The following is a 26,036-nucleotide window of genomic DNA, read 5'->3' as shown; positions in this document are numbered from 1 at the left end:
GGTCATACCGTGATCAGCAGACCCGCCAGCGCAGCGCTCATCAGGTTGGCGAGGCTGCCCGAGGCGAGCGCCTTGAGCCCGAGCTTGGCGATCATCGGTCGCTGGCTGGGGGCGAGGCCCCCGGTCACCGCCATCTGGATGGCGATCGACGAGAAATTGGCAAAGCCGCACAAGGCGAAGGTCACGATCGCGATGGTCCGCGCCGAAAGCCCGGAATCGGGTCCGCCCAGATCGATAAATGCGACGAACTCGTTGAGCACGATCTTGGTGCCGAACAGCCCGCCCGCGCGCAGCGCCTCGTCCCACGGCACGCCGATCAGGTACATGATCGGCGCGAAGACATAGCCGACCAACTTCTGGAACGACAGGTCGGCAAAGCCGATCCAGCCGCCGACCCCTGCGAGCAGGCCGTTGGCCATCGCCACCAAAGCGACGAACGCCAGCACCATCGCGCCGACCGCGACCGCAAGCTTGACCCCCGTCTGCGCGCCCATCGCGGCAGCCATGATGACATTGGCGGGGCGTTCGTCCTCATATTCGACATCGAGCGGCATCACCGCTTCGGGGCTCGCATCCGCCGGATCGTCGGGCATGATGATCTTGGCCATCAGGATGCCGCCGGGCGCGGACATGAACGCGGCGGCGAGGAGGAAATCGATGCGGATGCCCATCGCGGCATAGGCCGCCAGAATGGTGCCCGCGACGCCCGCCATGCCCACGCTCATCACCGTGAACAGCTGCGAGGGCTTCAGCGCGGCGAGATAGGGGCGGATCACCAATGGCGATTCGCTCTGGCCGACGAAGATGTTGGCCGCCGCACACAGGCTTTCGACCTTGGAGATGCCGATCAGCTTCTGGATCGCGCCGCCCACCCACTGGATCACCCGCTGCATGATGCCCAGATAATAGAGGATCGACACCAAAGCCGAGAAGAAGATGATCACCGGCAGCGCGGCGATGGCAAAGCTGTTGCCGCCGACTTCGGGGCTGGCGAGCGGGCCGAAGATGAAATTGGTGCCCGCCTGCGCATAGCCCAGCAGGTTGGAGACGCCGCGCGCCATTGCCTGGATCGCGGTCTTGCCCGCGGGCACGTACAGCACCAGTACCGCGATGCTGGCCTGCAGCGCGAACGCGGCGCCGACGACGCGCAGCCTGATCGCGCGCCGGTTGTTGGACAGCAGCAGCGCGATCGACAGGATCAGCGCAATGCCTGCCAGTCCCAGCAAAATCCGTGTCATGCTTTGCGCCCGTGCCCCCGATAAAGGAAATGTCTGGTTGGTCCCCGGTCCTGCCTAGCCAGAATGCCGCGATGGGGGAAGCGCGAACTGCGCCCGCCGCGCCGAGCCGATCGCTGCCGGTCAGGGCCTGGGCTGGCGCGCGACCAGCCAGCAGCCGGTGACGATCAGGCCTGCGCCTGCCAGCGTCGTCCAGCCGATGGTCTCGTCGAACACCAGCCAGCCGAACAGCGCGCCCCAGATGAACATGGAGTATTCGAGCGGCAGCAGCGCCTGCGCCTCGGCCCGGGCATAGGCCCAGGACAGCAGCAGCAGCGACAGGATGGAGAGCACCGCGGACAGCGCCAGCAACCCCCAGCCGACCGGCGCGGAGAGCAGCTGTTCGCCCGGCAGCTTCCCGACAAAGGGCATAGCCAGCGCCATCCAGAAGCCAATGATCAGGTTCTGCGCGAGCACGATCTCCTGCGGGCTGGTAAGCTGCGCCTGCTGGCGCTGGAGGATGAGGTTCCAAGCATAGAGCACGGCAGACCCGGTGATCGCCGCGATCCCCGACCATTGGGCAACGCCGGTGTCCTGGCCTGCGGCTTGTGCTGCGCCACCCAGCAGCCCGAGCCTTCCGCTTGCGATGACCGCCACCCCGGCAAACCCCAGCACCGACGCCATGATGGCACCCGAGCCGATGCGCTCCTTGAGCACCACTGCTGCAAGGAACAGCGCGATGATCGGGGCGATGAAGCTGATCGCGACCGCCTCTGCCATCGGCGTGCGCGCCAGTCCCCAGAAGAACAGCACCGCCATGGCCGCAACCACCGTTCCGCGCAGCAGATGCAGCCGCAGCACCGCTCCGCGCGGGATGGCAGGACTGCGCTGGGCGAGGAACAGCGCAAGGGCGAGCACCACGCCGATCATGCAGCGCCAGAACAGCGCGGCGACGACGCCCATGTCGATCGTCACCGTCTTCATCGCGGCATCCATCGCGCCAAACAGCAGCATGCCGCCCAAACAGGCGGCGATCGCGACCAGAGGCGCTGCGTTCACCGCGCGGGAAGATGCAGGTCCTGATGCCATGGCAGCGCTGCTATCGACGCCGACGCGGGCGCTGTCCAGCCCCGAGCTTTGCCCGCCGGTCAGCGATCCATGATCGCCAGCGCAGCAGCGGTGGCGTCGCGATAGGCGCTGCCGTCATGGCGGTGCGCGCCGACGAAGTGCATGAACCGGCAGTCTGCGTCCCAGGGTTCGGCCCAGTAATTGCCGTAATGGCGATAGGGCAGCAGCACCGGATCGGGATCGTTGGCGACGACGAAGCTCGAGGTCACCTGTTCGCTGCCCCATTCGCGCATCGCTTCGGCGCCGAGCAGGCCGGTCAATTCCCCGGCAAATCGGCGGGCAAGCGCGCGCCCGTCGCCGCCCTTTGAAAAGCCCGCGAACCCCGCACAGCCGCGGATATAGCGCAGCGTCTGCGCATCGCGGATGCGGGCGAGCGCGCGCTCCATGCGCGACTGGATGTGCGCGTCGGCCGATGCGGTGAGATCGGTCGGGGGCACGAACGCGGTGCAGGTCTGCGCGCCGATCTCCCATTCCGGGCCGCCGAGCAGCGTGAAGCTGCGGTTGGCGGTGATCGCGTCGATCACCGCATCGGGGCGACCCAGGGTCACGGTGTCGCTGTCCAGCTGGATCACATAGTCATCGCCGCGCCGGTCGAGGATCGACAGGAACCGCTCCCACGCGCCGCCGGTCGGGAAGCCGCTGGTATCGACATTGGCGATATCGATGATCTCGGGGTTGCCGCAATGCTGCGCAAGCACGGCGCGGTCGGCTGCGGTCAGCGTGCCGTCGGACAGGATCACCACCCGCCCGCGCCGGACATGGTGCCAAAGCGACTTGACCGCGACCAGATAGGGCAACAGCACCGCGGTCCCCATCATCGAGAACAGCACCAGGCCATCATCGGCAGGGATGATCGGCGCGGTACCCAGCACCGGGCGGCAGGCGGCGTCGTGCCGCCAGTTGTCCAGCCGGCTGCGAACGCGGAAGGGCAGAAGATCCATCAACATGGGCACCAGCCGATCGAAAGGGAAACCATCGCCCAGCCTATAGCCTCCATGAGGTTAATGCGACGCAAACAATATCGGCGCATCGCCCGGCTGCCACGGTACCGGGCGGATCATCGCGGCGGCAAACAGATCGGACTGCACCAGGCTTTCAAGCCAGCGCTGCACCCGGGGCAGGTCTTGGGCGGCGAACCAGTCGGCATCTGTGGCGGCGAACTGGCGCACGAACGGGAACAGCGCGATATCGGCCAGCGCGCGCTGGTCCCCGCACAGATAGGGCTGATCGGCCAGCCGCGCCTCCAGCGCTTCCAGATGTTCAAGACCCCCGGCGCGGTGGTCGACGCTGTCGCCAGGATAGCGCGAGGGGTATTTGTAGCGGTCGAGATGGTGCTTGAACGGACCGTCATTGGCCGCGATCAGCGCGGCGTCATCGCCTGCCAGCCAGTCTTCGGGATCGCGCGCCGCCAGCGCCCAGCGCATGATTTCCAGGCTTTCGGCGATCACCTGCCCGTTGGCCAGCATCAGCACCGGCACCGTGCCCTTGGGCGAGGCATCGAGCATCGCCTGGGGCTTGGCGCGCAGGATGATCTCGCGCAGCTCAACCTCCTGCCCGCTCGCCAGCAGCGCCATCCGCGCGCGCATGGCATAGGGGCAGCGGCGGAAGGTGTAGAGGATAGGGAGAGGGGTCATCGGCGCACGCTCACAGTATCACCTACTCCATCGTCACCCCCGCGGACGCGGGGGTCCCGCTTTTACTGCAACCTGAGCGCACAAGCGGGATTCCCGCGTTCGCGGGAATGACGAAAGACAGTAAACCCTAGCCCGCCAGACGCTCGGAGATTTCGAGCATGGCGATCGCGGCGCGGGCAGCATCGCCGCCCTTGTCCTTTTCGCTCATCTTGGCGCGGGTCAGCGCCTGCGCTTCGTTCTCGACCGTGAGGATGCCGTTGCCGATCGGCATGCCGTCGAGCGTCAGCGCCATGATCGCGCGCGCGCTTTCGTTCGAGACGACCTCGAAGTGATAGGTCTCGCCGCGGATGATCACGCCGATCGCGACATAGCCATCGAAGCGCTGGGTATCCGATGCCATCGCGATCGCGGCGGGGATTTCGAGCGCGCCGGGCACCGTGAGCACCTCGCAGCTGTGCCCGGCCTTCTTGATCGCGGCCTTGGCACCCTCGATCAGCAGGTCGTTGAGATGGTCGTAGAAGCGGGCCTCGACGATGAGGAAATGCGCCATGGTTTCAGTATCCCGTACAAATCACAAAAAGCAAAAAAGAAGGTCAGCCCGCGACCCAGGCGGCAACCTGACCCGCGACGGTGTTGGCTGCCTGGTTGAGCGCTGCGCCGACGCTGACCGCATCGACCGTGGCGACCGGAACGCTCGCCTCAAAGCGCTGCTTGCGCAGCGGGGTGCCGGGCTTGCGGATCACCGCATCATAGCGCACCACGACGGCACGCGCGCCCTCGTCATAGCCGAAGCGCTGCAGCTGGCCCGAAAGCATCATGCCGCGTTCGGAGCCGGTTTCGACCTGATCGAGCACCAGCCGTCCGCTCTTGGCGGCAAGCGTCTCGGCAAGCACGCCGCGGAACAGCCGCGCGGGCTTGTCGGCCCACACCGCATCCTGGACGTAGGCGATCGCGCTGTCGCTGACTTGGACCGGTACGCGTACCTGATCGAGCGTGCGCTCGACCGTGGGTACGTCGACGATGATCGCCTCGGTCACCGAAGCCGATGCCATCGATCCTGCGGTCGGTGCGGCGTCCGAGGTCAGGGTAAGCAGCTGCGGCGGAGCCTTGTCGCCAAAGCTGACACAGCCGGCCAGCAGCAGAACGGTCGCCCCGGCGGCGAGAACGGGGCGGAACTTCTGGTTCACAAGGCTGGCTCCGGTTGTCGGCATCGCGGTCATGGCTCGCCTTCTCAGTTCTTGGGCTTGTAGTCGGGAAGCGGCGGCCCGCCGAGCAGGCCGGTTGCGCCTTCCTGATCGATCTTCTCGGTGATCGCCGACAGCGCCCTGGCGGTGACGCGCAGATCGCGCACCAGCGCCTCGGTTTCGGGCAGCGTGGTGGTGGAGAACTGGCGCAGGCCTGGCCGTGCCTCTTCCATCGTCTCGGTCAGCTTGGCGAGCGTGCGGTCGGTCTCTGCCAGCGTCTTGGCGAGCTGCTTGGCGAGCGGGCGGCCTTCGGAATCGAGCACATCCTTGGTCGATTGCGCAGTGAGGCCAAGCTGCTCGGCGGCAACGCCTGCCTTGGCGAGCGTCACACGCAGCTCTGCGAGCGCAGCGCGCATCTGCGGTGCAGTGTCGGACAGTTCGCCGGTCAGGCGGCCCGAATTCTTCAGCAGCACCGAAATCGATTTCTGGTTTTCGTCCGACAGCACCTGGGTGAACCGTTCGGTCAGCGTCGCCAGCCGCTCGAGCAGCAGCGGCGCGTTGTTGAGCAGTTCGCCCAGCGCGCCCGGCTTGGTCGGGATCACCGGCACACCTTCAGGGCCAGGTTCGGTGAGCGCAGGCGCGCCCTGCTTGGCGCCATCGAGCTGGATTTGCGACACGCCGGTAAAGCCAACGCCCTGAATGGTCGCGGTGGTGCCCTCGAGGATCGGCACTTCAGAGTTAACCTCGATGCGCACGCGCACAAACTGCGGGTCCTTGGCCCACAACGCGATCTCGGTCACCTGGCCCGATGGCACGCCCGAATAGGCGACAACCGAGCCCTTGGCGATGCCGTCCACCGATGTCTTGAAGAAGATATCGTATTTGTTGCGGTCGGTATCCCCCAGCCCTGCGAGCCAGATGACGAAGGCCGCGATGCCTGCGAGCAGCACCAGGGTGACGGTCCCCACCCAGACATGATTGGCGCGTGTTTCCATGGCGTTGGTTATGCCCCTGATCTTTTGATGCTGTCTACCGACAAAGCGGCGCGGTCGTTCCCCGGAGCGTGATCTGGCGTCATCGCTTGAACCCCCGGCTCTTGCTCTGGGCGGGATGCCGGTTTTGGCGCCGCTCCTCGTCTGCGTGGCTCACGGCAGCGGCGCGGCCGCGCGGGCCGTTGAAATATTCCTGGATCCACGGGTGGTCGGTCGCAAGCAGCTCGGGGATCGTGCCAATGGCGATCACCTTGCGGTCGGCGAGCACCGCGACCCGGTCGCAGATCTCGTGCAGCGTATCGAGATCGTGCGTGATCAGGAACACGGTGAGGCCCAGCGTGCGCTGCAGTTCCAGCGTCAGCTCGTCGAACCGTGCCGCACCGATCGGGTCGAGGCCGGCGGTCGGCTCGTCGAGAAACAACAGGTCGGGATCGAGCGACAGCGCGCGGGCAAGGCCGGCGCGCTTCTTCATCCCGCCCGAAAGCTCGGACGGGTATTTGTCGGCCGCCTCTTCGGGAAGGCCGCTGAGCGCGATCTTGTACATCGCGATCTCGCGGCGCAGCTTGGAATCGATCTTGGGATAGAATTCCGCCAGCGGCACCATGACGTTTTCGGCCACCGTGAGGGTGGAGAACAAGGCCCCGCCCTGGAACAGCACGCCCCAGCGACTGCGGATCGAGACATCCTCTTCCGCCTCGTCGAGCATGGATTCGCCCAGAACCTCGATCCGCCCCGAATCGGGGGTCTGCAGGCCGATGATCGAGCGCATCAGCACCGATTTGCCGGTGCCCGATCCGCCGACCACGCCCAGAATCTCGCCATGGCGCACATCGAGCGACAGGTCGTCATGCACCACGTCATCGCCAAAGCTGTTGGTCAGCCCGGTGATGCGGATGGCGACATCGCATTCTTTCTGTCGGGCAGCGCTCATCCCCAGCCGATCTCGGTGAAGAACACCGCAAAGAACGCATCGAGCACGATGACCATGAAGATCGCCTGGACGACCGCTGCTGTCGTGCGTGCGCCGACCTCCTCGGCGTTGCCGCGCACCTGCATGCCCTGATAGCAGCCGGCCAGCGCGATGATCAGCCCGAACACCGGCGCCTTGACCATGCCGACATAGAAATCGGTAATCGGCACGACTTCCTGGATGCGCACGATGAAGGTCGCGACCGGGATTTCCAGCACGATCCAGCACAGGAACGCGCCGCCGACCATCGCGACGATCATCGAATAGAAACCGAGCAGCGGCATCATCAGCACCGCAGCGGCGACGCGCGGCAGCACCAGAGCCTCGACCGGCGACACGCCGATCGTCCGCATCGCGTCGACCTCTTCGGTCAGCTTCATCGTGCCGATCTGCGCGGCAAAGGCGCTGCCCGAACGGCCCGCGACCATGATCGCGGTCATCAGCACGCCCAGCTCGCGGATCGTCAGCCGCCCGACAAGGTTGACGGTGAACACTTCGGCACCGAACTGGCGCAGCTGCACCGCGCCCTGCTGCGCGATGACGATGCCGATGAGGAAGCTCATCAGGCCGACGATGCCCAGCGCTGATGCGCCGACCAGCTCGAAATGGCGGATGATCGCGGCCCAGCGGATGCGGCGCGGATGAACTGCGAGCGACAGCACCGCGCGCACGATCGCGCCGAAAAAGCTCAACATCCCGACCATCGACGTCAGCGCAAGCATCACGCCTTCGCCGATGCCGCCGACCGCGCGGGTGACGATATCGGGGCGAGGCGGAGCGTCGACTTCGCCGACGTCGGACTTGCCGACCGCCTCGACCAGCCTGCCGCCCGATTCGCTCAGATTGACGATTTCACAGTTGTGATCGCGCGCCAGCCGATGCACGATCCACGCTCCGACGGTGTCGATATGCCCGACATCGGCCATGTCGATCAGCGCCGGAGACTGGTCCAGCGACTTGAGCCTTTTGTCGAGCGGACCGATGGTGGCGATATCCAGATCGCCGGTAAAGCGCAGCACCGCGCCGGTGTCGCTACGCTGTTCAACGGAAAAATCGGCCGGGACACCCATATCGCGGCATCTTTGTGCGATAAAGCGCGCAATCACAAGCATCTTGGCGCACGGCCCGTCGCAGTCTTGCCCGATCAGACAAGCTTACACGGTGTTACAACGGCGCGCTTGTTTCCCGCCGATTTGGCTTTATGGCCTAGCAGCGTGGGGGAACGGCTAGCCTTTTACGACATGGACCGGACGATTACCGTCCATCCGACATATGCGCGCTTCCTGTTGTGGATGGCGTGGCGGCATGACCCCAAGCGGCTACTGCTGCTGCCGTTCTCCGCGCTGGCGGGGCTTGGCTATCTGCTGCGCATCGTCAGCCGCGATTCCCTCAAGCAGATCAACCAGCGGCTGCTGCTGGGCTCGCTTCGCCTGTCGCGGCTGGCGGCGCCGATGGCGGGGCACGCCGAATTCGTGTTCGCCAAGAACATCCGCCCCGGCGCGATCGAGCAGATCGCAGCGGACCGCGAGGCGGGCTATCGCATCGTCATCGCCACCGCATCCTACCGGCTTTATGTCGATGCGATCGCCCGGCGGCTGGGGATCGATGATGTCATCGCGACCGATCTCACCGCCTCGCGCGGGCGGGTGCAGCCGCGCATATCCGGGCACAATTGCTACGGCCCGCACAAGGCCGAGATGATCGCGGCGTGGATGGCCGAGCACGGGCTCGACCGTGCCGCCTGCCACATCCGCTGCTATTCCGACCATGTCTCGGACCTGCCGATGCTGGAAATGGCGGACGAGGCGTTTGTCACCAACGCGCATGTCCCGATGCGGCTGGTGGCGCGGGCCAAAGGCTGGCCCGAGCTCGACTGGCCTGCGGCCAACGGCCATCTTGCGGTGGCGCTGCCCACCCTGCCGGGCTAGCGTAGCCCCCGAACCGCGCCGCAGGGGAGCCGCATGAACACCACCGCCCATATCCTGTCCTCAATCGCCGCCGCGCTGCTTGTCTGTGCGCCTGCAGGCGTGCTGGCGCAGCAGGCCGGCAACACGGCAGAGGCCGAGGCGCCCGTTTATCCCGATATCCTGCCGCTGCGTGAGCAGGCCAAGGTGCGCGACAGCTGGCTGGCGCAGCGGCTGGAGAGCGTGGTGCCGGCGCTGATGCGCGAACAGGGCGTCGACATGTGGGTTCTGATCGCGCGCGAATATGTCGAGGACCCGGTGGTTGCGACCATGCTCGATGCGCGCTCGATGCACGCGCGGCGGCGCACCATCTTGGTGTTCTTCGATCCGGGCGAAGGCAAGCCGGTCGAGCGGCTGACGGTGAGCCGCTATGGCCTTGCCGGCATGTTCACGCCCGTATGGACGCCCGAAACGCAGCCCGACCAGTGGAAGCGCCTCGCCGAGGTGATCGCCGAGCGCAACCCGCAGAAGATCGCGCTCAACATCTCCGACCAGACCGCGCTTGCCGATGGCCTTACCCACAGCCAGCACGAAGAGCTGATCGCCGCGCTGCCCGAAGCGCTGCGCAACCGCATCGTGCCCGCCGGGCCGCTCGCGATCGGCTGGCTGGAAAGCCGCATCCCGGCCGAGCTGGAAGTCTATCCCTCGATCGTCCGCACCGCGCATGGCATCATCGCCAAGGCATTGTCCGATGCGGTGATCACGCCGGGCACCACCACTGCCGAGGACGTGCAGTGGTGGATGCGCGACAAGGTCAGCGCGCTGGGGCTCAAGGTCTGGTTCCACCCTTCGCTTGCCATCTTCCGCGCAGGCCAGGCGGGCGAACTGACGGGCGATGCGGTGATCGAGCCCGGCGACATGCTGTGGACCGATTTCGGGATCACCTATCTGGGGCTCAACACCGACACCCAGCACCTTGCCTATGTGCTCAAGCCCGGCGAGAGCGATGCGCCCGAAGGTCTCAAGGCGGGGCTCGCCGCCGCCAACGCGGTGCAGGACATCCTGACCGCCGAGTTCCGCGTCGGCCTGACCGGCAACGACCTGCTCGCAGCAACCCGCGCGCGCGCGATCGCTTCGGGCTATCAGCCCAGCATCTATTCGCACCCGATCGGCTTTCATGGCCATGGCGCGGGTCCGGCGATCGGCTTCTGGGACAATCAGGAGGCGACGCCCGCAGGCGACTATCTGGTCCGCGGGAATACCGCCTGGTCGATCGAACTGGCGGTCACAAACAACGTTCCCGAATGGGGCGACCAGGCGGTCTCGTTCCGCACCGAGGAGGACATGGTCTTCGACGGCGAGCAGGTGCGCTATCTGGATGGACGGCAGGACAGGTTCCACCTGATCAAGGGCGCTGCGGACCGGCCTGTGGAGGTGCCAGCACCCGCGCCCGAAGCCCTGCCTACCGAGCCGGTGGTGGATGGGGTGCAGGAGTAACCTGCCCACATACGCTCATCCTGAGCCTCTCGAAGGACCCGCGCCCACGCCGGCCGAATAGCGGGGCCTTCGACAAGCTCAGGCTGAGCGGATTTAGATCGATCGGGTCTGATATCCGCTATTGATGCTCGCGTCCGAAGTCGGGCTTGGCGTCGTCCTGGCCCTGCTCGATGATCGAGCGACGGATGGTGCGGGTGCGAGTGAAGAGTTCTTCGAGCTCGTCGCCCTTGTCCCAGCGGATCGCGCGTTGCAGCGCCGAGAGGTCCTCGGAGAAGCGCTGGAGCATTTCGAGCACCGCGTCCTTGTTCGACAGGAACACGTCGCGCCACATCACGGGATCGCTGGCGGCGATGCGGGTGAAGTCGCGAAAGCCGCCTGCCGAATATTTGATCACCTCGCTCTGCGTCACGCCCTCCAGATCGCTGGCGGTGCCGACGATGGTGTAGGCGATGAGGTGCGGCAGATGGCTGGTCACCGCGAGCACGAGGTCATGGTGCGCGGCGTCCATCGTCTCGACATTCGCCCCCAGCGCCTGCCAGAAGCCCGCGACGCGCGCGCACGCGCCTTCGTCCGCGCCGGCATCCGGCGTCAGGATGCACCAGCGCCCCTTGAACAGGCTGGCGAACCCCGCTTCCGGCCCGCTGTTCTCGGTCCCCGCCACCGGGTGCGCGGGCACGATGATCGCGTTGGGCAGCGCGCCGCGCAGCGCGGTGAGCACGCTCGCCTTGCACGAGCCGACATCGGAGATGATCGCCTGCGCGGACAGATGAGGTGCCATCACCTCGGCAGCAGCAGCCATCGCGCCGACCGGCACGCACAGGATGACCATCTCGGCCTCGGCCAGCTCCGCTCCGAACGCGCTGTGATAGCTGTCGCACAGCCCGATCGCCTCGGCGCGCGCGCAGACTTCGGCGTTGCGGTCATAGCCCAGGATGCGCGTTTCGGGCAGGCTCTGGCGGATCGCGCGCGCGATCGACGATCCGATCAGCCCCAGACCGACGATGGCAACCGCGGCGAAAGGAGCGCTCATGCGCTGACCAGATCGCGCAGCACGGCGGCGATGGCGCGCATGTCCGCCTCCTGCCCGATGGTGATCCGCAGCGCATGGCCAAGCCCCTGCCCCTTGGGCCAGCGCACGATATAGCCCGCCTGCATCAGCGCATTGAACGCGGTCTCGGCGCTGACCGCGCCTTCGAACAACACCAGCACAAAGTTGGCGTGGCTGGGGATGACGGTAAGCCCGTGATTGCCCAGCTGCGCGATCTCGTCCGCCAGCCACTGCCGCCAGCGGGAGTTGTGAGCGCGCGACCGCGCCACGAAGTCCTGATCGCCCAGCGCTGCCAGCGCTGCTGCCTGCCCGCCAAGCGTGACGTTGAACGGGCCACGGATGCGGTTGAGCGTGTCGATGATCGCCTGCGCCCCGAAGCCCCAGCCGATGCGGTCTCCGGCCAGGCCATAGATCTTGGAAAAGGTCCGCGTCACCAGCACGTTGTCGTGGTTGCGGGCCAGTTCCAGACCCAGATCATCCTCTTCGGGCGACAGATATTCGGCATAGGCCTGGTCGAGCACCAGCAGCACGTGCGACGGCAGCGCCGCGTGCAGCCGCGCGATTTCGCCGCGCGCGGTCAGCGTGCCCGTGGGGTTGTTGGGGTTGGCGAGATACACCACGCGGGTCGCATCGGTGATGCAGGCGAGCAGCGCGTCGACATCGGTCGCATAAAAGTTGTCTGGCGCAACTACCGGGGTCGCGCCGCAACGCCGGGCGGCGATGTCATAGACCGAAAATCCGTAGCGGACATAGACGACCTCGTCCCCCGGCCCGCAATAGGCCTGCGCGGCCAGGTTAAGCAATTCGTCCGATCCGGTGCCGCACACCACCCGCGCGGGGTCCAGCCCGTGCAGCATAGCGATCGCCTGGCGCAGCGCGGTGCTGTCGGGATCGGGATAGAGCGAGGGGTGCTGCGCCGCGCCTGCCGCGCGCGCTGCCAGCGCCGCCGGGCTGGTGCCGAGCGGGTTCTCGTTAGCGGACAGCTTGACCAAAGGCACACCGTCATCCCCTGTCGATTTTCCGGGGACATAGGCGTGGATCGCCTGGATCCAATCTTTGGGCTGGGGAAGTCGGGTCATGGCCCGCGCGCATAGCGTGAGTCGCCCGGGATGGGAAGCGTCGAGCGTGGCTGCAGGACCTCGCCCGAGCCGACACCCCCTCGCTGTGGCTGCAACTGGGGGCCAATTCCTTCAAAAGATTGCCAAATTACCCCCCCGTTACAAGCCATGTAACGCTCGCCCCTACGCCCAACCCAAAGCCATGTTAACTTTGGACAATTTCGGGACGGACGCGCATTAGCGGGTTGCCCCCAGTTTGAGGCTGGGTTAAGGCTTTCACCAAGGTCGCCCTTGGATAGCAGAAGCGCAAGAACCGCTATGCTGTCCGTTACTCGGTTCAGGGTAATGCGGCCCCAGCCAAATTCCCCGCATCCGCAATGCTTAAAGGGGGTGACTTTGGCGACGCGCAACAATCGCACGAAACAGGTTTTTCTGGGCTCTGCCATGGTGGCAGGGCTGTTCGGCGCGACCGCGGGCCATGCCCAGCAGATCAACGTCCCTTCTCCCCCCACCCGCGAGGAAATCGAGCGCCCTGTGCAACAGCGCGCCGACCGGCCCGCACGGCTGACGGTGGAAGGCGATATCGAGCGCGCACCCTGCCCGCTGGCCGACCCTGCCTATGCCAATGTCCGCCTGACGCTGACCGAGGCCCGGTTCAACAACCTGGGGCCCGTCGCTCCGGCCGAGCTGCGCCCGCTGTATGAGCCCTATATCGGCACCGAGCAGCCGGTCGCGGTTCTGTGCGAAATCCGCGACGCGGTCGCCACCAAGCTGCGCCGCGATGGCTATATCGCCGCGGTGCAGGTTCCCACCCAGCGCATCGACAACGGCATCGTCCAGTTCGAGGTGCTCTACGCCAAGCTGACATCGATCCGCGTGCGCGGCGATGCCGGCAATGGCGAGAAGCTGGTCGCAGGGTATCTCGAGCGGTTGACCGAAGGCACCGTGTTCAACCAGCGGCTGGCCGAGCGCTATCTGCTGCTCGCGCGCGACCTGCCGGGATACGACATCCGGCTCACCCTGGTGCCTGCGGGCACCGGCCCCGGCGAGCTGATCGGCGACGTGACGGTGCGGCGGACGCCGTATGAGGTCGACCTCAACGTCCAGAACCTCGCCGCGCGCGACGCAGGGCCCTATGGCGCGCAGCTGCGCGCGCAGTTCTATGGCCTCACGGGCATGGGCGATCGCACCTATATCTCGGCCTATTCGACGCTCGATTTCGACGAGCAGCAGATCGTCCAGGCGGGGCACGAATTCCGGGTCGGCAAGGAAGGCCTGACGCTGGGTGGGCGGTTTACTTATGCCTGGACCAAGCCGCAGCTCAACCTGCCCGCAGGCGTTGGCGCGACGATCGATGCGACGACTTTGCTCGCCAGCATCGAGGCGCGCTATCCGCTGCTGCGCACCCAGGCTGCATCGCTCTACAGCACCATCGGCCTGGATTACGTCAACCAGGACATCGATTTCATCGGACCGCTGTCGCGCGACCGGATCCGCGTGGCCTATGCCCAGCTGGCGGGCGAGGCGATTGACATGGACAATGGCGCTGCGCCGCGCTGGCGGCTGGGCGGGCAGATCGAGCTGCGCCAGGGGCTCGATATCCTGGGCGCGAGCGAGGCGTGCAATTTCGTCTGCGCATTGGTCCGCACCCCCACGACCCGCGGCGATGGCGACCCGACCTCCACGCTCATCCGCGGCGAAATCGCTGCCGAAGCGGCGCTGGGCGACCAGTTCTCGGTGTTCGTTCGCGGACGCGGCCAGATCGCCTTCGATCCGGTGCTCAGCTTCGAGGAGTTTTCGGGCGGCAACTTCACCATCGGACGCGGTTACGATCCCGGCGTGATCGTCGGCGATGACGGCGCGGGGTTCTCGGTCGAGTTTCGCGGGCCGCAGATCGCCCCGATCAAGCAGACCGATTTCTCGTTCCAGCCGTTTGTGTTCATGGATGTGGCGTGGACCTGGGACGATGGCCGTCCCGGCGATCCGCAGCGGCTGAGCTCGGTCGGCGGCGGCGTGCGCGCGCGGCTCGACGACCGGTTCCGGCTGGACGTGACCGTGGCGGTGCCCACCGAAAGGTCCGGCCTGCTGGTCGACACGCCTGATCCACGCATCCTGTTCACCCTCACGACCTTACTACTGCCCTGGGGAGCCCGCTGATGGCCGATAACCGCACCATGATCGCCCGCCGCATCACGCTGGCCAAGGCGACCTCCGCGCTCGCGCTCGCCACCGGCCTGGCTCTCGGCGCATCGGGACCGGCGCATGCCCAGGCGTTCGAAGGCAACCCCACCGTGATATCGGGCGGGGTTAACATCGTCCGCACCCCCGGGACGGACACCATCCGCGTCGACACCAACCAGGCGGTGATCAACTGGACCACCAACGACGCCGCAGTCACCGGCGGGCCGATCAACTTCCTGCCCAGCGGGCGTACCGCCTTCTTCCGCAACAACCCCACCGCGCAGAACTTCTTCACCGTCCTCAATCGCATCATCCCCACCGGCACCAGCCGTGCAGTCCAGTTCAACGGCACCATCATCAGCCAGCTGCAGACCGCAGCCGGGCTCGTGCCCGGCGGCAATGTGTGGTTCTACAGCCCCGGCGGCGTGGTCGTGAACTCGACCGCGGTGATCGATGTCGGCGGCCTGCTGCTGACCAGTTCCGATCCGGTGCGCGACGGCAATGGCGATTTCATCAACGCGGCAGGGTCCTTCACCCTCAGCCAGGCTGCATCGCCGTCTTCGGTGATCGTCCAGCCGGGCGCCCAGATCCGCGCGACCTCTGAAAACAGCTATATAGCGATGGTCGCGCCGACCGTGCTGCAGGGCGGCAACGTCACCGTCAACGGATCGGCGATGTATGTCGGCGCAGAGGCTGCCACCATCACCTTCGGCGGCAACGGCCTGTTCGATATCCAGGTGACCACCGGCACCGACGGAACCGGCGGTCTTGCGGTCGGCCATGGCGGCGTGACCACCGGCCCGGCGAGCGCCGGCGTGAACGACAACCACCGCATCTACATGGTCGCGGTGCCCAAGAACAATGCCATCACCATGGCGATCGGCGCCGGCAGCCGGCTGGGATTCGACATTGCGGGCGCTGCCGATGTCCAGGGTAACTCGATCATCCTGTCGTCGGGCTATAACGTGTTCGGCGATTTCGTGGACACCAGCGCGGCGGTCAATCCGGCGCAGGCGGCGGACATCAATGTCGCGCCGGCAGATATCACATCGTCGTTCATCGCTGCGGCCTCGCGCAACTTCCTGGGCCAGTCGCTCAGCGGCGATCTCAATTTCTTCAGCGATGTGCAGGCCTTTGGCGCCAACTCGGCCGTCCTGAACGCCGATGGCGCCAGTGCCTCGATCAATGTCGGCGGCAACCTGACGCTGTCTGCCAACGATTTCCGCTTGGTCCAGGGCGCCAACGCACAGGCCGGAACCGTGCGTCTGCGTGCGAACAACGGCGGCGTGATCAGCCTTTCGGGCAATGCCAATCTGGATGCGGTCGGCATCGGCGGCTCCAACTCGACCAGCGGCACGGTGGGCAGCGGCACCGGCGGCGTGATCGAGATTCTGGCCAATGATGGCGGGCTGATCGCGATTGCGGGCAATCTGCGTGCGGATGCGTCCGGCTTCTCCGGTCAGACCGAAACCACCGGGGTTGGCAGCAACTTCGGCCGCGGCGGCAGCATCGGCGTCTTTACGCTGGGCAGCGGCGGAACGCTGCTGGTGGACGGGGGCACCGAACTGTTCGCCCAGGGTCTGGGCCTTGACGATGCGGGATCGGCGAGCGGCACCGGCGGCGCCGGCTTCGGCGGACGGATCGACGTCTTCGCGCAGGGCTCTGGCCATCTGATGCGCTTTGGCGATGCGTTTCTGGCCGATGTCACCGGCTTTGGCGGTAGTGGCGCCAATGCCGGCAACGGCGGCGCTGGCCAAGGCGGGCAGATTTTCGTCAGCACCGAAGGCGCCAGCACGCTCGATTTCCTGAGCGACCTGTCGCTGCTGGCCTTCGGCTTCGGCGGAACTGCAGGCGTGACCTCGGGCGCTGCGGGCGGCGCTGCCACGGGCGGCACCGCCAGTCTCAGCATGGGAGGCACCGGCGGGCTGATCAATGTCGGCGCGGATGCGATTTTGCGTGCCAGCGCGAATGGCGGCATCGGCGCACACACCGGCAATCTGGGCGGCAATGCCACCGGCGGCGGCGCGATCATCTTCCAGAACGCCGCGGGCGGCAATCTCACGATTTCCGGCACCACGCAGGTTGAATCCTTCGGCATCGGCGGCATGGCGACCTTTGGCGGCAACGGGCTGGGCGGCAACGCGCAAGTCATCGTCCAGAATGGAGGGCAGCTCAACCTGCTCAACGGTCTGACCGTAGACAGCTCGGGCCTGGGCGGCACCGCGAGCACCCCGGGCACGGGATCGTCCGGCAACGGCACCGGCGGCGCGATCGCACAGCTGATCGCGCTCACCGGCGGCGTGGTCAACATCACCGGCGATGTCACGGTCTCGGCCAATGGCGCGGTGTTCGGATCGGCGCTGTCGGGAATCGATGGCGGCAACGGCACCGGCGGCAACGCCTCGATCTCGCAGAACACGCTGGGCCAGATCACCATCAACGGCAACGCCAATGTGACCGCGACCGGCACCGGCGATGCAAACCAGGGCGGCGGCGACGGGATTGCGGGCACTGGCGTGGGCGGCGACGCGCGCATCGTGGTCAACGATTTCAACGTCACCATCACCGGCAACGCGACGGTGGATGCGAGCGGCTTTGGCGGCAACAATCTGGGCGGAACCCGCGGCGGCAACGGCACCGGCGGGCTCGCCAATCTGGGCGCGGCAGTCGGCACGCTGACCATCGGCGGCGATGGCATCGCCCGGGCGTCCGGCCTTGGCGGCGATTCCGTAAGCTCCGGTTCGGGCGGAACCGGCATCGGCGGCCAGGCGCTGATCGGCACCGTCACATCGACCGCGCTGATCCAGATCGCAGGCATCGCGGATATCGCAGCCAATGGCGAGGGCGGCGACGGCTTCGGCACTACCGGCTCGGGCGGGGCGGCAACTGGCGGCACCGCGCAGCTATTTGCGCAGAGCGGCCGGGTCAACGTCACCCGCAGCAGCTTCCTCAGCGCCTCGGCCTTTGGCGGCAACGGCGCCAGCAATGCGGCAGGCGGCGCAGCCCAGGGCGGCAATGCCAGCATTCTTTCGCTGGGTGACGGCCGCATCACGCTGGGCAACAGCGTGTTCATGGCGGCCTTCGGAGGCGCGGGCAGCAGCGCGGGCGGAACCGGCAACACCGGCACCGCCACCGGCGGCAACGCCGTCATCCAGGCGCAGACCGCGGGCAGCTCTGTCACCGTCAACGGCAGCGTCTTTGCCGATGCGAGCGCGGCCGGCGGTTCCAGCGGAACGGGCGTGATCGGGCTGGCGACCGGTGGCGGCGCATCCGCAACCGCGCAATCGGGCCTGTTGCAGATCAACGGCGACGTCGTACTCGATGCCTCGGCCACCGGCGGCGATTCGACCGTTTCGGGAATCGGCGGCGCGGCCACCGGCGGACGCACGCTGATGGTGGTGTTCGGCACCGGCGGCGGCACCGCTAGCGCCACGGGCGCGTTGACCCAGCAGGTCAACGGCGTCGGCGGCAATGCCAATGTCGGCACCGGGGGCGTCGGCACCGGAGGCCTGGCCGAGTTCGGCACCCTGGGCATCGTCGGTACCGTGACGATCGGTGGCAACGCCAGCCTGTCGGCCAACGGTTTTGGCGGAACCGCCTTTGTCGCGGGCAATGGCGGCAACGGCGTGGGCGGTCAGGCGCGTTCGGGCGTCAACGGTGCAACGCTGCGCGGCGCGGACATCCTGCTCAGCGCGGTCGGTGCGGGCGGCAACGGGTCTGCGGGCGGCAATGGCGGCAACGGCACCGGCGGCGGCGCATCGCTGATCGCGGGCAGCGGCCCGGTGACCGGGCTGGTCGATTTCGACAATGTGCTGATCAACACCGCAGGCTTCGGCGGCGCGGGCGGCGCAGGCACCACCGGACCGACCGGTGGCACCGGCGGCAATGGCGGCATCGGCACCGGCGGCACCATCCAGATGCTCGGCACGGCGGGCAACGGACAGCTCGATGTTCTTGACGTCCAGCTCAGCGCCGACGGCATCGGCGGTGCGGGCGGGCTTGGCGGCGCAGGCAGCGCGGGCCGGGGCGGCAATGGCGGCGCAGGCGGAGCGGGTATCGGCGGCCGGGTCGATTTCGGCACCCAGAGCGGCACCGGAGCGCTGACCGTCAATGTCGGCTTTGCGGATATCGGCAATGTCTCATCGGCGGCGCAGGGCTTTGGCGGCGCAGGCGGCAATGGCGGCCTCGGCTCGACCGGAAGCGGCAATGGCGGCAACGGCGGCGCAGGCTTTGGCGGCGACAATATCCTGATCGTGCGCGGATCGCGGGTGACTGCGGACGATATCACGATGGTGGTCGGCGGCGCTGGCGGCACGGGCGGCGCGGGCGCGGTCGGCGGCAATGGTGGCAACGGCACCGGCGGCGGCCTGGGCTTTGCGATCACCGACCGGTTCCAGATACCGGCCAACCGCGGTCTGCTGCAGGCAGGCAACGTCCTCGGCATTTCCACCGGCATCGGCGGCGCCGGTGCGGTGGGGGGCCTGGGCTATTATTCCACCGGCAACAATGTCGAGCTGCGCAATGCCGACGCTACGGTGACCAGCTTCGTAATCAATGTCGGCGGCGATCTTCCCGATCCGCTGCTGCAGCTTGAAGACTCGATCCGGATCAGCGACGGCACGTTCAACGCGGGCAACAGCTTCACCTATCTGACGCCCAATTCGCTCTCGGTGCTGATCGGCAACGCCTCGCTCAATGCCAGCGCGGTGGGTCTCAGCGCGGGCACCTTTGTCGCCGATACCGTGCTGCCCACACCCACCAACATCGGCACGATCACGGCGAATGCGATCAGCCTGCAGTCGGTCGGCAGCATCGTCGTCACGGCCAATTTCGCGACACCCGGCGGTCTGACAGCGGTGGGCAACGGCGCAATCAACCTCGGCAACATCAATGCCGGCGGCGTGATCGGCATTCAGGGCACTTCGCTGCAGCTTGGCAACCTCACATCCGGCAACCACATCAACCTCACATCGACCAGCGGCTCGATCAATGCAGGTGTGGTCAGCGCGGCCAACTTCATTGCGATGACCGCAGCGAACGGCCTGACGCTGACCACCGCGACGTCCAGCACTGGCTATATCGATCTGCTGGTCAATTCGGGCAACCTGACCATCGGCAACCTCGCGGCCGGAACCTATATCGTGCTGGACACCCGCGCTGGCAACATGGCGCTGGGCAACATCCAGTCGGGTGCCGAAACCGAGATCGAAGCTGCGGGAAGTGTCCAATTCGGCAACGCCGTCACCGGTCTTGAATTTGCCATCGAAGCAACGGGCAACATTACCGGCGGCAATGTCAACGCTGCAGGGGCTGTGCCGACAACAAGCTACAGCGTCGGCCTGCTCTCCCGGACCGGCTCGATCCAGGTCGGAAACCTGACAGGAGCGCGCAACATCGGATTGGTGGCTCCAGGCACCATCACTACCGGTTCCCTGACGAGCGGCGAGAACATCATCGCCCTCGGCAACGGCAACATCCTGTTCAACGGCCCTGTCACTGGCGGAACGGGCGCTGCCAACTATTTCTATGTCGGCAACACATCGATGGTGTCGCTGCTTGGCGCAGACTTCAATCCCGCGCCGCTGTTTGGCGTGACGCCGGTGCGCACCACCGGCAGCCTGACGGTCAACGGCCCCATCCAGACCGGCAATCTGCTGGCCGGCGTCGGCACCGCGTTCTCGACCACCGGAGCGATCACCGCCACCGGCGGACGCGTCGCCATCACCGCCGGCAGCATCACTGCGCAGGCGATCAACTCCACCCAGGGCACGGTCCTTAACGCCACCAACGGCAACATGACCGTCGGCAACATCGTCGCAGGTGGCCCTGTGTCGCTGCAGACCACCACCGGGCTGATCACAACCGGCACGCTGGCGGGCAGCCAGGTTGGCGTCGATGGCCAGGGCGCGGTCAGCATTGGCGGCGTCACCACCACGGGCGCGGCGCAGCTGCGGTCGCGTGCGAGCACGTTCACCTCCACCGGGGCGATCACCGGCGGCACGGTGAACATTGGCGGCACCGCAATTGCGCTCACCAACGTCACCAGCACGGCGGGCGCCATCGCGATGGGGGCGACTGCAGGCAACCTCACCTTCTCCACGCTGACCTCTTCGGCCAACACCCAGTTCTCGGCCACCGGATCGGTGACCGGCGGGGATATCACCGCGGGCAGCTGGATCGGCACGATCGTCGGCGGCAACATGCAGCTGGGCAATCTGCGCACCACCGGTCCCGGCGTTGCGCCGACCAGCGGCTTCAGCATCGGCCTGGGCGCCAATGGCGCGATCACCACCGGCACCGTCAACAGCTTCGGCTCGGTGGGCATCGGGTCGGATGATGGCCAGGGCAATGTCGGCAACGCGGCCAGCATCACCACCGGCGCGATCACCGCAGGCGGCAGCGCGTTCCTGCGCAGCACGCAGGGACTGACCACCGGCGCGATCACATCGACCAACGAGATCCGCGTGCGCGGCGGATCGGTGACCACCGGCGCGCTGCAGGCGACCAACGCCATCCTGGCCGCGGCGATGACGGGCAATCTCAACACCGGCAACATCACCACCGGCACCTCGGCGGTGCTGCTTGCAGCCCAATCGGTCAACACCGGCGCAATCGGCACCGGCACCACAGGCACGACGCTGATCGCCAACAGCTCGGCCATTTCGCCGACCGGACTGATCTCGACGATCGACCTGGGCGCGCTGCTGGCGGCAACGCCGGTCCGCGTCGGAGGCAGCGTCTCGATCGGCGCACCGGTCACCACCGGCACGCTGCTCTCCGCCTCTACCGGCAGCTTCTCGGCCAGCAGCACGATCACGGCAGGCACGCGGATCAGCCTCGACGTCGGCGGTACTGCCGTCTTCGGCGGGCTGGCGGTCGCGCCCACCATCGCGATCAGCTCGGGCGACATCGCGTTTTCGCAGAACGGCGGTCTTGGCAACGCCAGCACCGGCACGCTGACCCTGACCGCGAACCGCAGCGGCGCGGTTATCATCGGCGGCACGACGAGCGACAGCCAGTCGCAGCAGGGTGGCTACACGCTCGACGGCAGCGAGATCTCGCGCATCCGCGCGCAGAACATCGTCATCAACGCGCCCAACGTCTCCTCGACCGGCACCGGCGTGGAAATCCGCGCGCTGACCATGAACGGATCGGCTGCGGCCAGCGGGGTCAACCTCAACGGCTCGGAAGGCAGCCTGACGATCAACACGGCTGGCACCATCCGCGTCAACGGCAACGCCGTCTTCAATTCGATGGCATCGACCAACCGCGTGGCGCTCAACGCTGCGCGGGTGGAGATCAACGCCGACACCGGCGGCATCTTCCTCAACGGCAGCTCGCCGGGCGGGGTACTGTCGATCACCGCGAACAACATCCACATCGCCAGCGCGTCGCTGCTGGATCAGCTGGCATCCAACGTCAACTTCACCGGACGCGACACCGCGCTCAGCCTGCCGATCGCGACATCGCGGCCAGACGGGGTGATCCAGGCATCGCGGCTGCAGTTCAATGTCGGCAGCACGCTGCTGATCCAGAACACCGGCACCAGCCTGCTGAACGCCGGGTTCTTCGGCCGGGTGGGCAGCGTCGAGATCGTCCCCCGGTCCTCGCAAAGCTCGTCGGGCCTGATCGACATGGTGATCTATGGCCAGTTGCTCGACACCGGCGATATCGTGCGCAACGGCAGCTCGGTGCGCGACCTGATCTTCCCGCGCTCGTCATCCGCCGGGCAGGACGGACCCAGCACGATCACCGGCTTCACCGCCAACTCCAGCGTCAATGGCTGCCTGCTCAGCGCGATCAGCTGCGGCGGCGGCGGCATCAGCGAACAGGGCCCGACCGTGGTGGTCCATGCCGGACCTCCGCCGCCACGGCCCGCCGAGGAACGCCAGGCCGAACGCGAGCAAGAAGAGGCCGAGGCTGCCGCAGAAGAGGCGGCACGCGGCGATGCCGCACCGCGCCGCCCGATCATGCCGCCGGTCACCATCGTCAACACCCGCCGGCTTGGCGTCGATCCGATCATCGACGAGCCGGTAACCAGCGGCGGCAACCCCAATCTGCAGCTTGACCAGCCGCTGCCCAATGCCCTGCCCGATACTGGAGGCCAGCCATGATCCGCACCCCGTCCCTCACCCGTGGCTTGCGAGGCGCGCTGGGGCGCACGGGCGGTGCCGTCATGGCGCTCAGCCTGGGGATGGCAGGCCTGCTGCCGGGCAGTGCAGCTGCCCAGGGCGAAGACGCCATCGCGCTGCGCGACAGCTTCCGCGTCGGATCGGCAGGCGTGCTGTGCACCGCGCAATACCGCCCGACCGATGCAGCGCTGACCAGCATGTTCGATCGCGGCTATCGCGTGGTGTGCCGCGATGCCGCCAGCCCGGTGGGTTCGCTCTATGCCCTGCGCGGCGGCGAAGGCGACCGGCTGGCGAGCTATCTGCAGGCCGCAGCCAGCCGTCTCAGCTGCTCCGAACGGCAGGTGACCGAGGTCGAGAATGTCGGCGGCGCGACGGTGATCGAATGCCGCGACCCCAAGGCGTCGGTGGATTACCGGCTGTACGCGGCGGTGCGCGGCGAGACCGTGTTCATCGCCGAGGGTCTTTCTGGCTATGATTCCGCGCTCAGGCTGGCGCTGGCCTCGCTGGTCACCGACCGGCCGGTGACCGGCACGGTCGATGTCGCCACCACCTCGGTCAGCGATCCTGCCGCCTTCGCACGCATCCAGGCGGGGACACTCGATGAGGAATCGGCGCGCACCGAGGCCTATGTGCGCAACAATTACGGCGCCTATGCCGAATCGTCCGAATTCTTCGAAACGCTCGCCGCGCGCGAGAAGGGCTCGTCCGAACGCACCGCAGAGTTCCTCGCCAACCAGGCGCTGCAGCAATCGAACATGGGCGATTTCGCCACAGCAGGCGCGCTGTTCGCGCGCGCCGACCGGCTGGTCGCCGCAAGCGACGGCGTCACGCAGCGGATGATCCGCAACTTCCGCGCGATCGATGCGATCAACCAGCGCAACCCTTCGGCCGCGATCGCCTTTCTTGACCGTCCGGTGGCGATCGACACCGAGATGATCGGCGAGGCGCGGCTGTCGCAGGGCGAGATCACCAAGATGCTCGCCGACCAGATCAACCGCGAAAACTCGGGCCTCAAAAGGCTGGGCGGGGTCGACAGCAGCCTGACCGGCACCGAGCGCGCGCAGATCCTCGACGGCCAGGCGCTGCTGCTGCGCGGCTCGGCGCTGCGGCTTTCCGGGCAGAGCGCAGCCGCGCTCACGGCGCTGCAGCAGGGCATCGACATGATCGTGGCGGTGCGCAACGGCCGCATCAGCTCGACCGGCTGGCTGCGCGCCGAAGTCGCGACCCAGCGCGCGCTGATCCAGGAATCGCAGGGCGACATGACCGGCGCGCGCGCAGGACTGACCGAAGCACTGGCGATCTACCGACTCGATTACCCGCAATCGCCCGGCCTGCTCAGCGCCAAGGCGCGGCTGGCCGCGTTCCTCGCGCGGCGGGGCGAGGCGGATGCTTCGATCGCGCTCTATGACGAGATCGTCGCCGAGGGCGAGGCCGTGCCCAGCGCACGCGCGACGATGAAGGAAATGCTGGGCCCGTATTTCGCCCAGCTTGCCGTCCGCGCCGATGGCGATGCCTCGGTCGCCTCGCGCATGTTCACCGCCAGCCAGCTGCTCCAGCGCCCCGGCGTCGCGCAGACCCAGGCGGTGCTCGCGCGCGAACTGTCCGAAGGCAATGACGAAGCGTCCGCACTGTTCCGCCTGGCGGTGACCCGCACCCGCGAAATCTCGCGTACCAGCGCAGAGATCCAGCGGCTCGAGGCCCTGCCTGCACCCACCGCGGACGACCTTGCGACGCTGGCGCTGGCCCGCGAATCGCTGACCAACCAGCAGAACGAGCAGACAGCGCTGCAATCGAAGCTCGGCCAGTATTCGCAGTATCGCGTGCTGTCGCCCACTTCGGTGACGCTGGCCGAGCTGCAGAAGCTGCTGGGGCCCAAAGAGGGCTATTACAAGGTCAGCTTCGTCGGCAGCCAGGTTTATGGCCAGCTGATCACCACCGACCGGGTGCGCACGGTCAGCATCAAGCTGACCCGCGCCGATCTGGACAAGACCGTGGCCAAGCTGCGCGATTCGATCGTGGTGATCGAAAACGGCCAGCCGACCAATTATCCCTTCGACGTGGTCGAGGCCAAGGCGCTTTACGATGCGCTGTTCCCCGGGCTGCAGCAGGACCTCGCCGGGATCGAGCACCTTGTCTACGAACCCGATGGCGCGCTGCTGCAGCTGCCGCCCGGCCTGCTGGTCGAGGACCAGAAGGGCGTCGATGCCTATCTGGAACGCACTGCGGCGATCGATGCCGACCCGTTCGACTTTACCGGCATCGCCTGGTTCGGGCGCGACCGGCGCTTTTCGATCGCGGTGTCGCCGCGCTCCTTCGCCGATGTGCGGACCATCGCGCCCGCACGCGGCAAGCAGGCCTATCTGGGGCTGGGCCAGAACGCAGCTCCGCCTGAGCGGATCACGCTGGCTTCGGCCACCCGCGCGGCAGACTGCGAATGGCCTATCAACACCTGGCTCGACCCGATCTCGCCGGCAGAGCTCAAGCTCGCGCAGAGCGTGCTGGGCGCTGGCCGCGCGAATGTGCTGACGCAATCGGCGTTCAGCGACACCGCATTGCTCGGCCGCAGCGACCTGGATGATTATCGCATCCTGCACTTTGCCACCCACGGCCTGGTTACCGCGCCGCGCCCCGAATGCCCCGCCCGCCCGGCGCTGATCACCTCGTTCGGCGATGGCAGCTCCGACGGGCTGCTGAGCTTCAAGGAAATCTTCGATCTCAAGCTCGATGCCGATCTTGTCATCCTCTCGGCGTGCGACACCGCAGGGCTCGCCACCGTTTCGGCCTCGCGCGAGGCGGGAATCGAGACTGGGGGCAACTTTGCGCTCGATGGTCTGGTGCGCGCCTTTGTCGGCGCCGGCGCGCGATCGGTGCTTGCCAGCCACTGGCCGGTGCCCGACGATTTCAACGCGACCGAGAACCTGATCTCCGCGCTGTTCAAGGCCAGTCCCGGCACTGCGATGAACGCGTCGCTGGCACAGGCGCAGCGCGCAGCCATGGACGATCCGCTGACATCGCATCCCTATTACTGGGCGGCGTTCATCCTGCTGGGAGACGGCACCAAGCCGCTCGTCCAATAAGCGCGGCTTGACCGGCC

At 67.0% G+C, this 26,036-nt stretch carries 16 protein-coding genes; 5 read left to right on the top strand and 11 right to left on the bottom strand.

Annotated features, from left to right (window positions below; all coding sequences use genetic code 11):
• Positions 1-2: 2 nt before the first annotated feature.
• The 9 genes from B5J99_RS07070 to B5J99_RS07030 form a co-directional block, all read right to left on the bottom strand.
• Complete coding sequence (locus B5J99_RS07070; protein ID WP_054136451.1) at positions 3-1,238, bottom strand: NupC/NupG family nucleoside CNT transporter; 1,236 nt, start codon at positions 1,236-1,238, stop codon at positions 3-5.
• A 120-nt stretch (positions 1,239-1,358) separates the two neighbouring features.
• Positions 1,359-2,303 (bottom strand): DMT family transporter, encoded by a 945-nt coding sequence (locus B5J99_RS07065; protein ID WP_117351988.1) that lies wholly within the window; start codon positions 2,301-2,303, stop codon positions 1,359-1,361.
• Between the two features lie 59 nt (positions 2,304-2,362).
• Entirely contained in the window at positions 2,363-3,289 is a 927-nt protein-coding gene (locus B5J99_RS07060; RefSeq protein WP_117351987.1) for a hypothetical protein, read from the bottom strand.
• Between the two features lie 54 nt (positions 3,290-3,343).
• The gene (locus B5J99_RS07055; RefSeq protein WP_117351986.1) at positions 3,344-3,976 is read right to left on the bottom strand and encodes a glutathione S-transferase; all 633 of its coding nucleotides are present in this window, start codon (positions 3,974-3,976) and stop codon (positions 3,344-3,346) included.
• A gap of 127 nt (positions 3,977-4,103) precedes the next feature.
• Positions 4,104-4,526: a 6,7-dimethyl-8-ribityllumazine synthase gene (gene ribH, locus B5J99_RS07050; protein ID WP_054136455.1), complete on the bottom strand. Its 423-nt coding sequence runs from the start codon at positions 4,524-4,526 to the stop codon at positions 4,104-4,106.
• A 43-nt stretch (positions 4,527-4,569) separates the two neighbouring features.
• Entirely contained in the window at positions 4,570-5,196 is a 627-nt protein-coding gene (locus B5J99_RS07045) for an ABC-type transport auxiliary lipoprotein family protein (protein WP_245991778.1), read from the bottom strand.
• Between the two features lie 11 nt (positions 5,197-5,207).
• Positions 5,208-6,155 (bottom strand): MlaD family protein, encoded by a 948-nt coding sequence (locus B5J99_RS07040; RefSeq protein WP_054136456.1) that lies wholly within the window; start codon positions 6,153-6,155, stop codon positions 5,208-5,210.
• 79 nt (positions 6,156-6,234) lie between these two features.
• Positions 6,235-7,083 carry an ABC transporter ATP-binding protein gene (locus B5J99_RS07035; protein ID WP_054136457.1) on the bottom strand — a complete coding sequence of 283 codons (849 nt, stop codon included), beginning with the start codon at positions 7,081-7,083 and terminating at the stop codon, positions 6,235-6,237.
• Positions 7,080-8,192, bottom strand: a complete 1,113-nt coding sequence (locus B5J99_RS07030; RefSeq protein ID WP_069051265.1) for an ABC transporter permease — start codon at positions 8,190-8,192, stop codon at positions 7,080-7,082. The genes B5J99_RS07035 and B5J99_RS07030 overlap by 4 nt, the downstream gene beginning before the upstream one ends.
• Positions 8,193-8,363: 171 nt before the next feature.
• On the opposite strand from B5J99_RS07030, the gene B5J99_RS07025 reads away from it, so the two are divergent.
• Both B5J99_RS07025 and B5J99_RS07020 read left to right on the top strand, forming a co-directional pair.
• Positions 8,364-9,050: an HAD family hydrolase gene (locus tag B5J99_RS07025; protein WP_211337910.1), complete on the top strand. Its 687-nt coding sequence runs from the start codon at positions 8,364-8,366 to the stop codon at positions 9,048-9,050.
• A 33-nt stretch (positions 9,051-9,083) separates the two neighbouring features.
• Positions 9,084-10,523: a M24 family metallopeptidase gene (locus B5J99_RS07020; RefSeq protein ID WP_117351984.1), complete on the top strand. Its 1,440-nt coding sequence runs from the start codon at positions 9,084-9,086 to the stop codon at positions 10,521-10,523.
• A 118-nt stretch (positions 10,524-10,641) separates the two neighbouring features.
• Here B5J99_RS07020 and B5J99_RS07015 read toward each other — a convergent pair whose 3' ends face one another.
• Together B5J99_RS07015 and hisC are read right to left on the bottom strand one after the other, a co-directional pair.
• On the bottom strand, positions 10,642-11,553 hold the full coding sequence (locus B5J99_RS07015) for a prephenate/arogenate dehydrogenase family protein (RefSeq protein WP_117351983.1): 912 nt from the start codon (positions 11,551-11,553) through the stop codon (positions 10,642-10,644).
• Positions 11,550-12,650, bottom strand: a complete 1,101-nt coding sequence (gene hisC / locus B5J99_RS07010) for a histidinol-phosphate transaminase (protein ID WP_054136462.1) — start codon at positions 12,648-12,650, stop codon at positions 11,550-11,552. Before hisC ends, B5J99_RS07015 begins: the two co-directional genes overlap by 4 nt.
• Before the next feature lie 375 nt (positions 12,651-13,025).
• Here hisC and B5J99_RS07005 point away from each other — a divergent pair, with 375 nt between their 5' ends.
• Genes B5J99_RS07005 through B5J99_RS06995 form a run of 3 tightly spaced genes read left to right on the top strand, consistent with a single transcriptional unit; the run spans position 13,026 to position 26,019 of the window.
• Positions 13,026-14,786, top strand: coding sequence for a ShlB/FhaC/HecB family hemolysin secretion/activation protein (locus B5J99_RS07005; RefSeq protein ID WP_162892490.1), 1,761 nt, complete (start codon positions 13,026-13,028; stop codon positions 14,784-14,786).
• Positions 14,786-22,924, top strand: coding sequence for an S-layer family protein (locus tag B5J99_RS19970; RefSeq protein WP_117351981.1), 8,139 nt, complete (start codon positions 14,786-14,788; stop codon positions 22,922-22,924). The genes B5J99_RS07005 and B5J99_RS19970 overlap by 1 nt, the downstream gene beginning before the upstream one ends.
• Positions 22,921-26,019 carry a CHAT domain-containing protein gene (locus B5J99_RS06995; RefSeq protein WP_117351980.1) on the top strand — a complete coding sequence of 1,033 codons (3,099 nt, stop codon included), beginning with the start codon at positions 22,921-22,923 and terminating at the stop codon, positions 26,017-26,019. The genes B5J99_RS19970 and B5J99_RS06995 overlap by 4 nt, the downstream gene beginning before the upstream one ends.
• Positions 26,020-26,036: the final 17 nt, after the last annotated feature.

It is taken from the genome of Blastomonas fulva (assembly GCF_003431825.1).
GTDB classification, from domain to species: domain Bacteria; phylum Pseudomonadota; class Alphaproteobacteria; order Sphingomonadales; family Sphingomonadaceae; genus Blastomonas; species Blastomonas fulva.
This window is presented reverse-complemented; position numbering and strand designations above follow the sequence as displayed.

What these genes read in the sequence shown, in the direction of transcription:
- B5J99_RS07070 (WP_054136451.1), bottom strand. Translation starts at nt 1,238, where the DNA reads ATGACACGGATTTTGCTGGGACTGGCAGGCATTGCGCTGATCCTGTCG.
- B5J99_RS07065 (WP_117351988.1), bottom strand. Translation starts at nt 2,303, where the DNA reads ATGGCATCAGGACCTGCATCTTCCCGCGCGGTGAACGCAGCGCCTCTG.
- B5J99_RS07060 (WP_117351987.1), bottom strand. Translation starts at nt 3,289, where the DNA reads ATGTTGATGGATCTTCTGCCCTTCCGCGTTCGCAGCCGGCTGGACAAC.
- B5J99_RS07055 (WP_117351986.1), bottom strand. Translation starts at nt 3,976, where the DNA reads ATGACCCCTCTCCCTATCCTCTACACCTTCCGCCGCTGCCCCTATGCC.
- ribH (WP_054136455.1), bottom strand. Translation starts at nt 4,526, where the DNA reads ATGGCGCATTTCCTCATCGTCGAGGCCCGCTTCTACGACCATCTCAAC.
- B5J99_RS07045 (WP_245991778.1), bottom strand. Translation starts at nt 5,196, where the DNA reads ATGACCGCGATGCCGACAACCGGAGCCAGCCTTGTGAACCAGAAGTTC.
- B5J99_RS07040 (WP_054136456.1), bottom strand. Translation starts at nt 6,155, where the DNA reads ATGGAAACACGCGCCAATCATGTCTGGGTGGGGACCGTCACCCTGGTG.
- B5J99_RS07035 (WP_054136457.1), bottom strand. Translation starts at nt 7,083, where the DNA reads ATGAGCGCTGCCCGACAGAAAGAATGCGATGTCGCCATCCGCATCACC.
- B5J99_RS07030 (WP_069051265.1), bottom strand. Translation starts at nt 8,192, where the DNA reads ATGGGTGTCCCGGCCGATTTTTCCGTTGAACAGCGTAGCGACACCGGC.
- B5J99_RS07025 (WP_211337910.1), top strand. Translation starts at nt 8,364, where the DNA reads ATGGACCGGACGATTACCGTCCATCCGACATATGCGCGCTTCCTGTTG.
- B5J99_RS07020 (WP_117351984.1), top strand. Translation starts at nt 9,084, where the DNA reads ATGAACACCACCGCCCATATCCTGTCCTCAATCGCCGCCGCGCTGCTT.
- B5J99_RS07015 (WP_117351983.1), bottom strand. Translation starts at nt 11,553, where the DNA reads ATGAGCGCTCCTTTCGCCGCGGTTGCCATCGTCGGTCTGGGGCTGATC.
- hisC (WP_054136462.1), bottom strand. Translation starts at nt 12,650, where the DNA reads ATGACCCGACTTCCCCAGCCCAAAGATTGGATCCAGGCGATCCACGCC.
- B5J99_RS19970 (WP_117351981.1), top strand. Translation starts at nt 14,786, where the DNA reads ATGGCCGATAACCGCACCATGATCGCCCGCCGCATCACGCTGGCCAAG.
- B5J99_RS06995 (WP_117351980.1), top strand. Translation starts at nt 22,921, where the DNA reads ATGATCCGCACCCCGTCCCTCACCCGTGGCTTGCGAGGCGCGCTGGGG.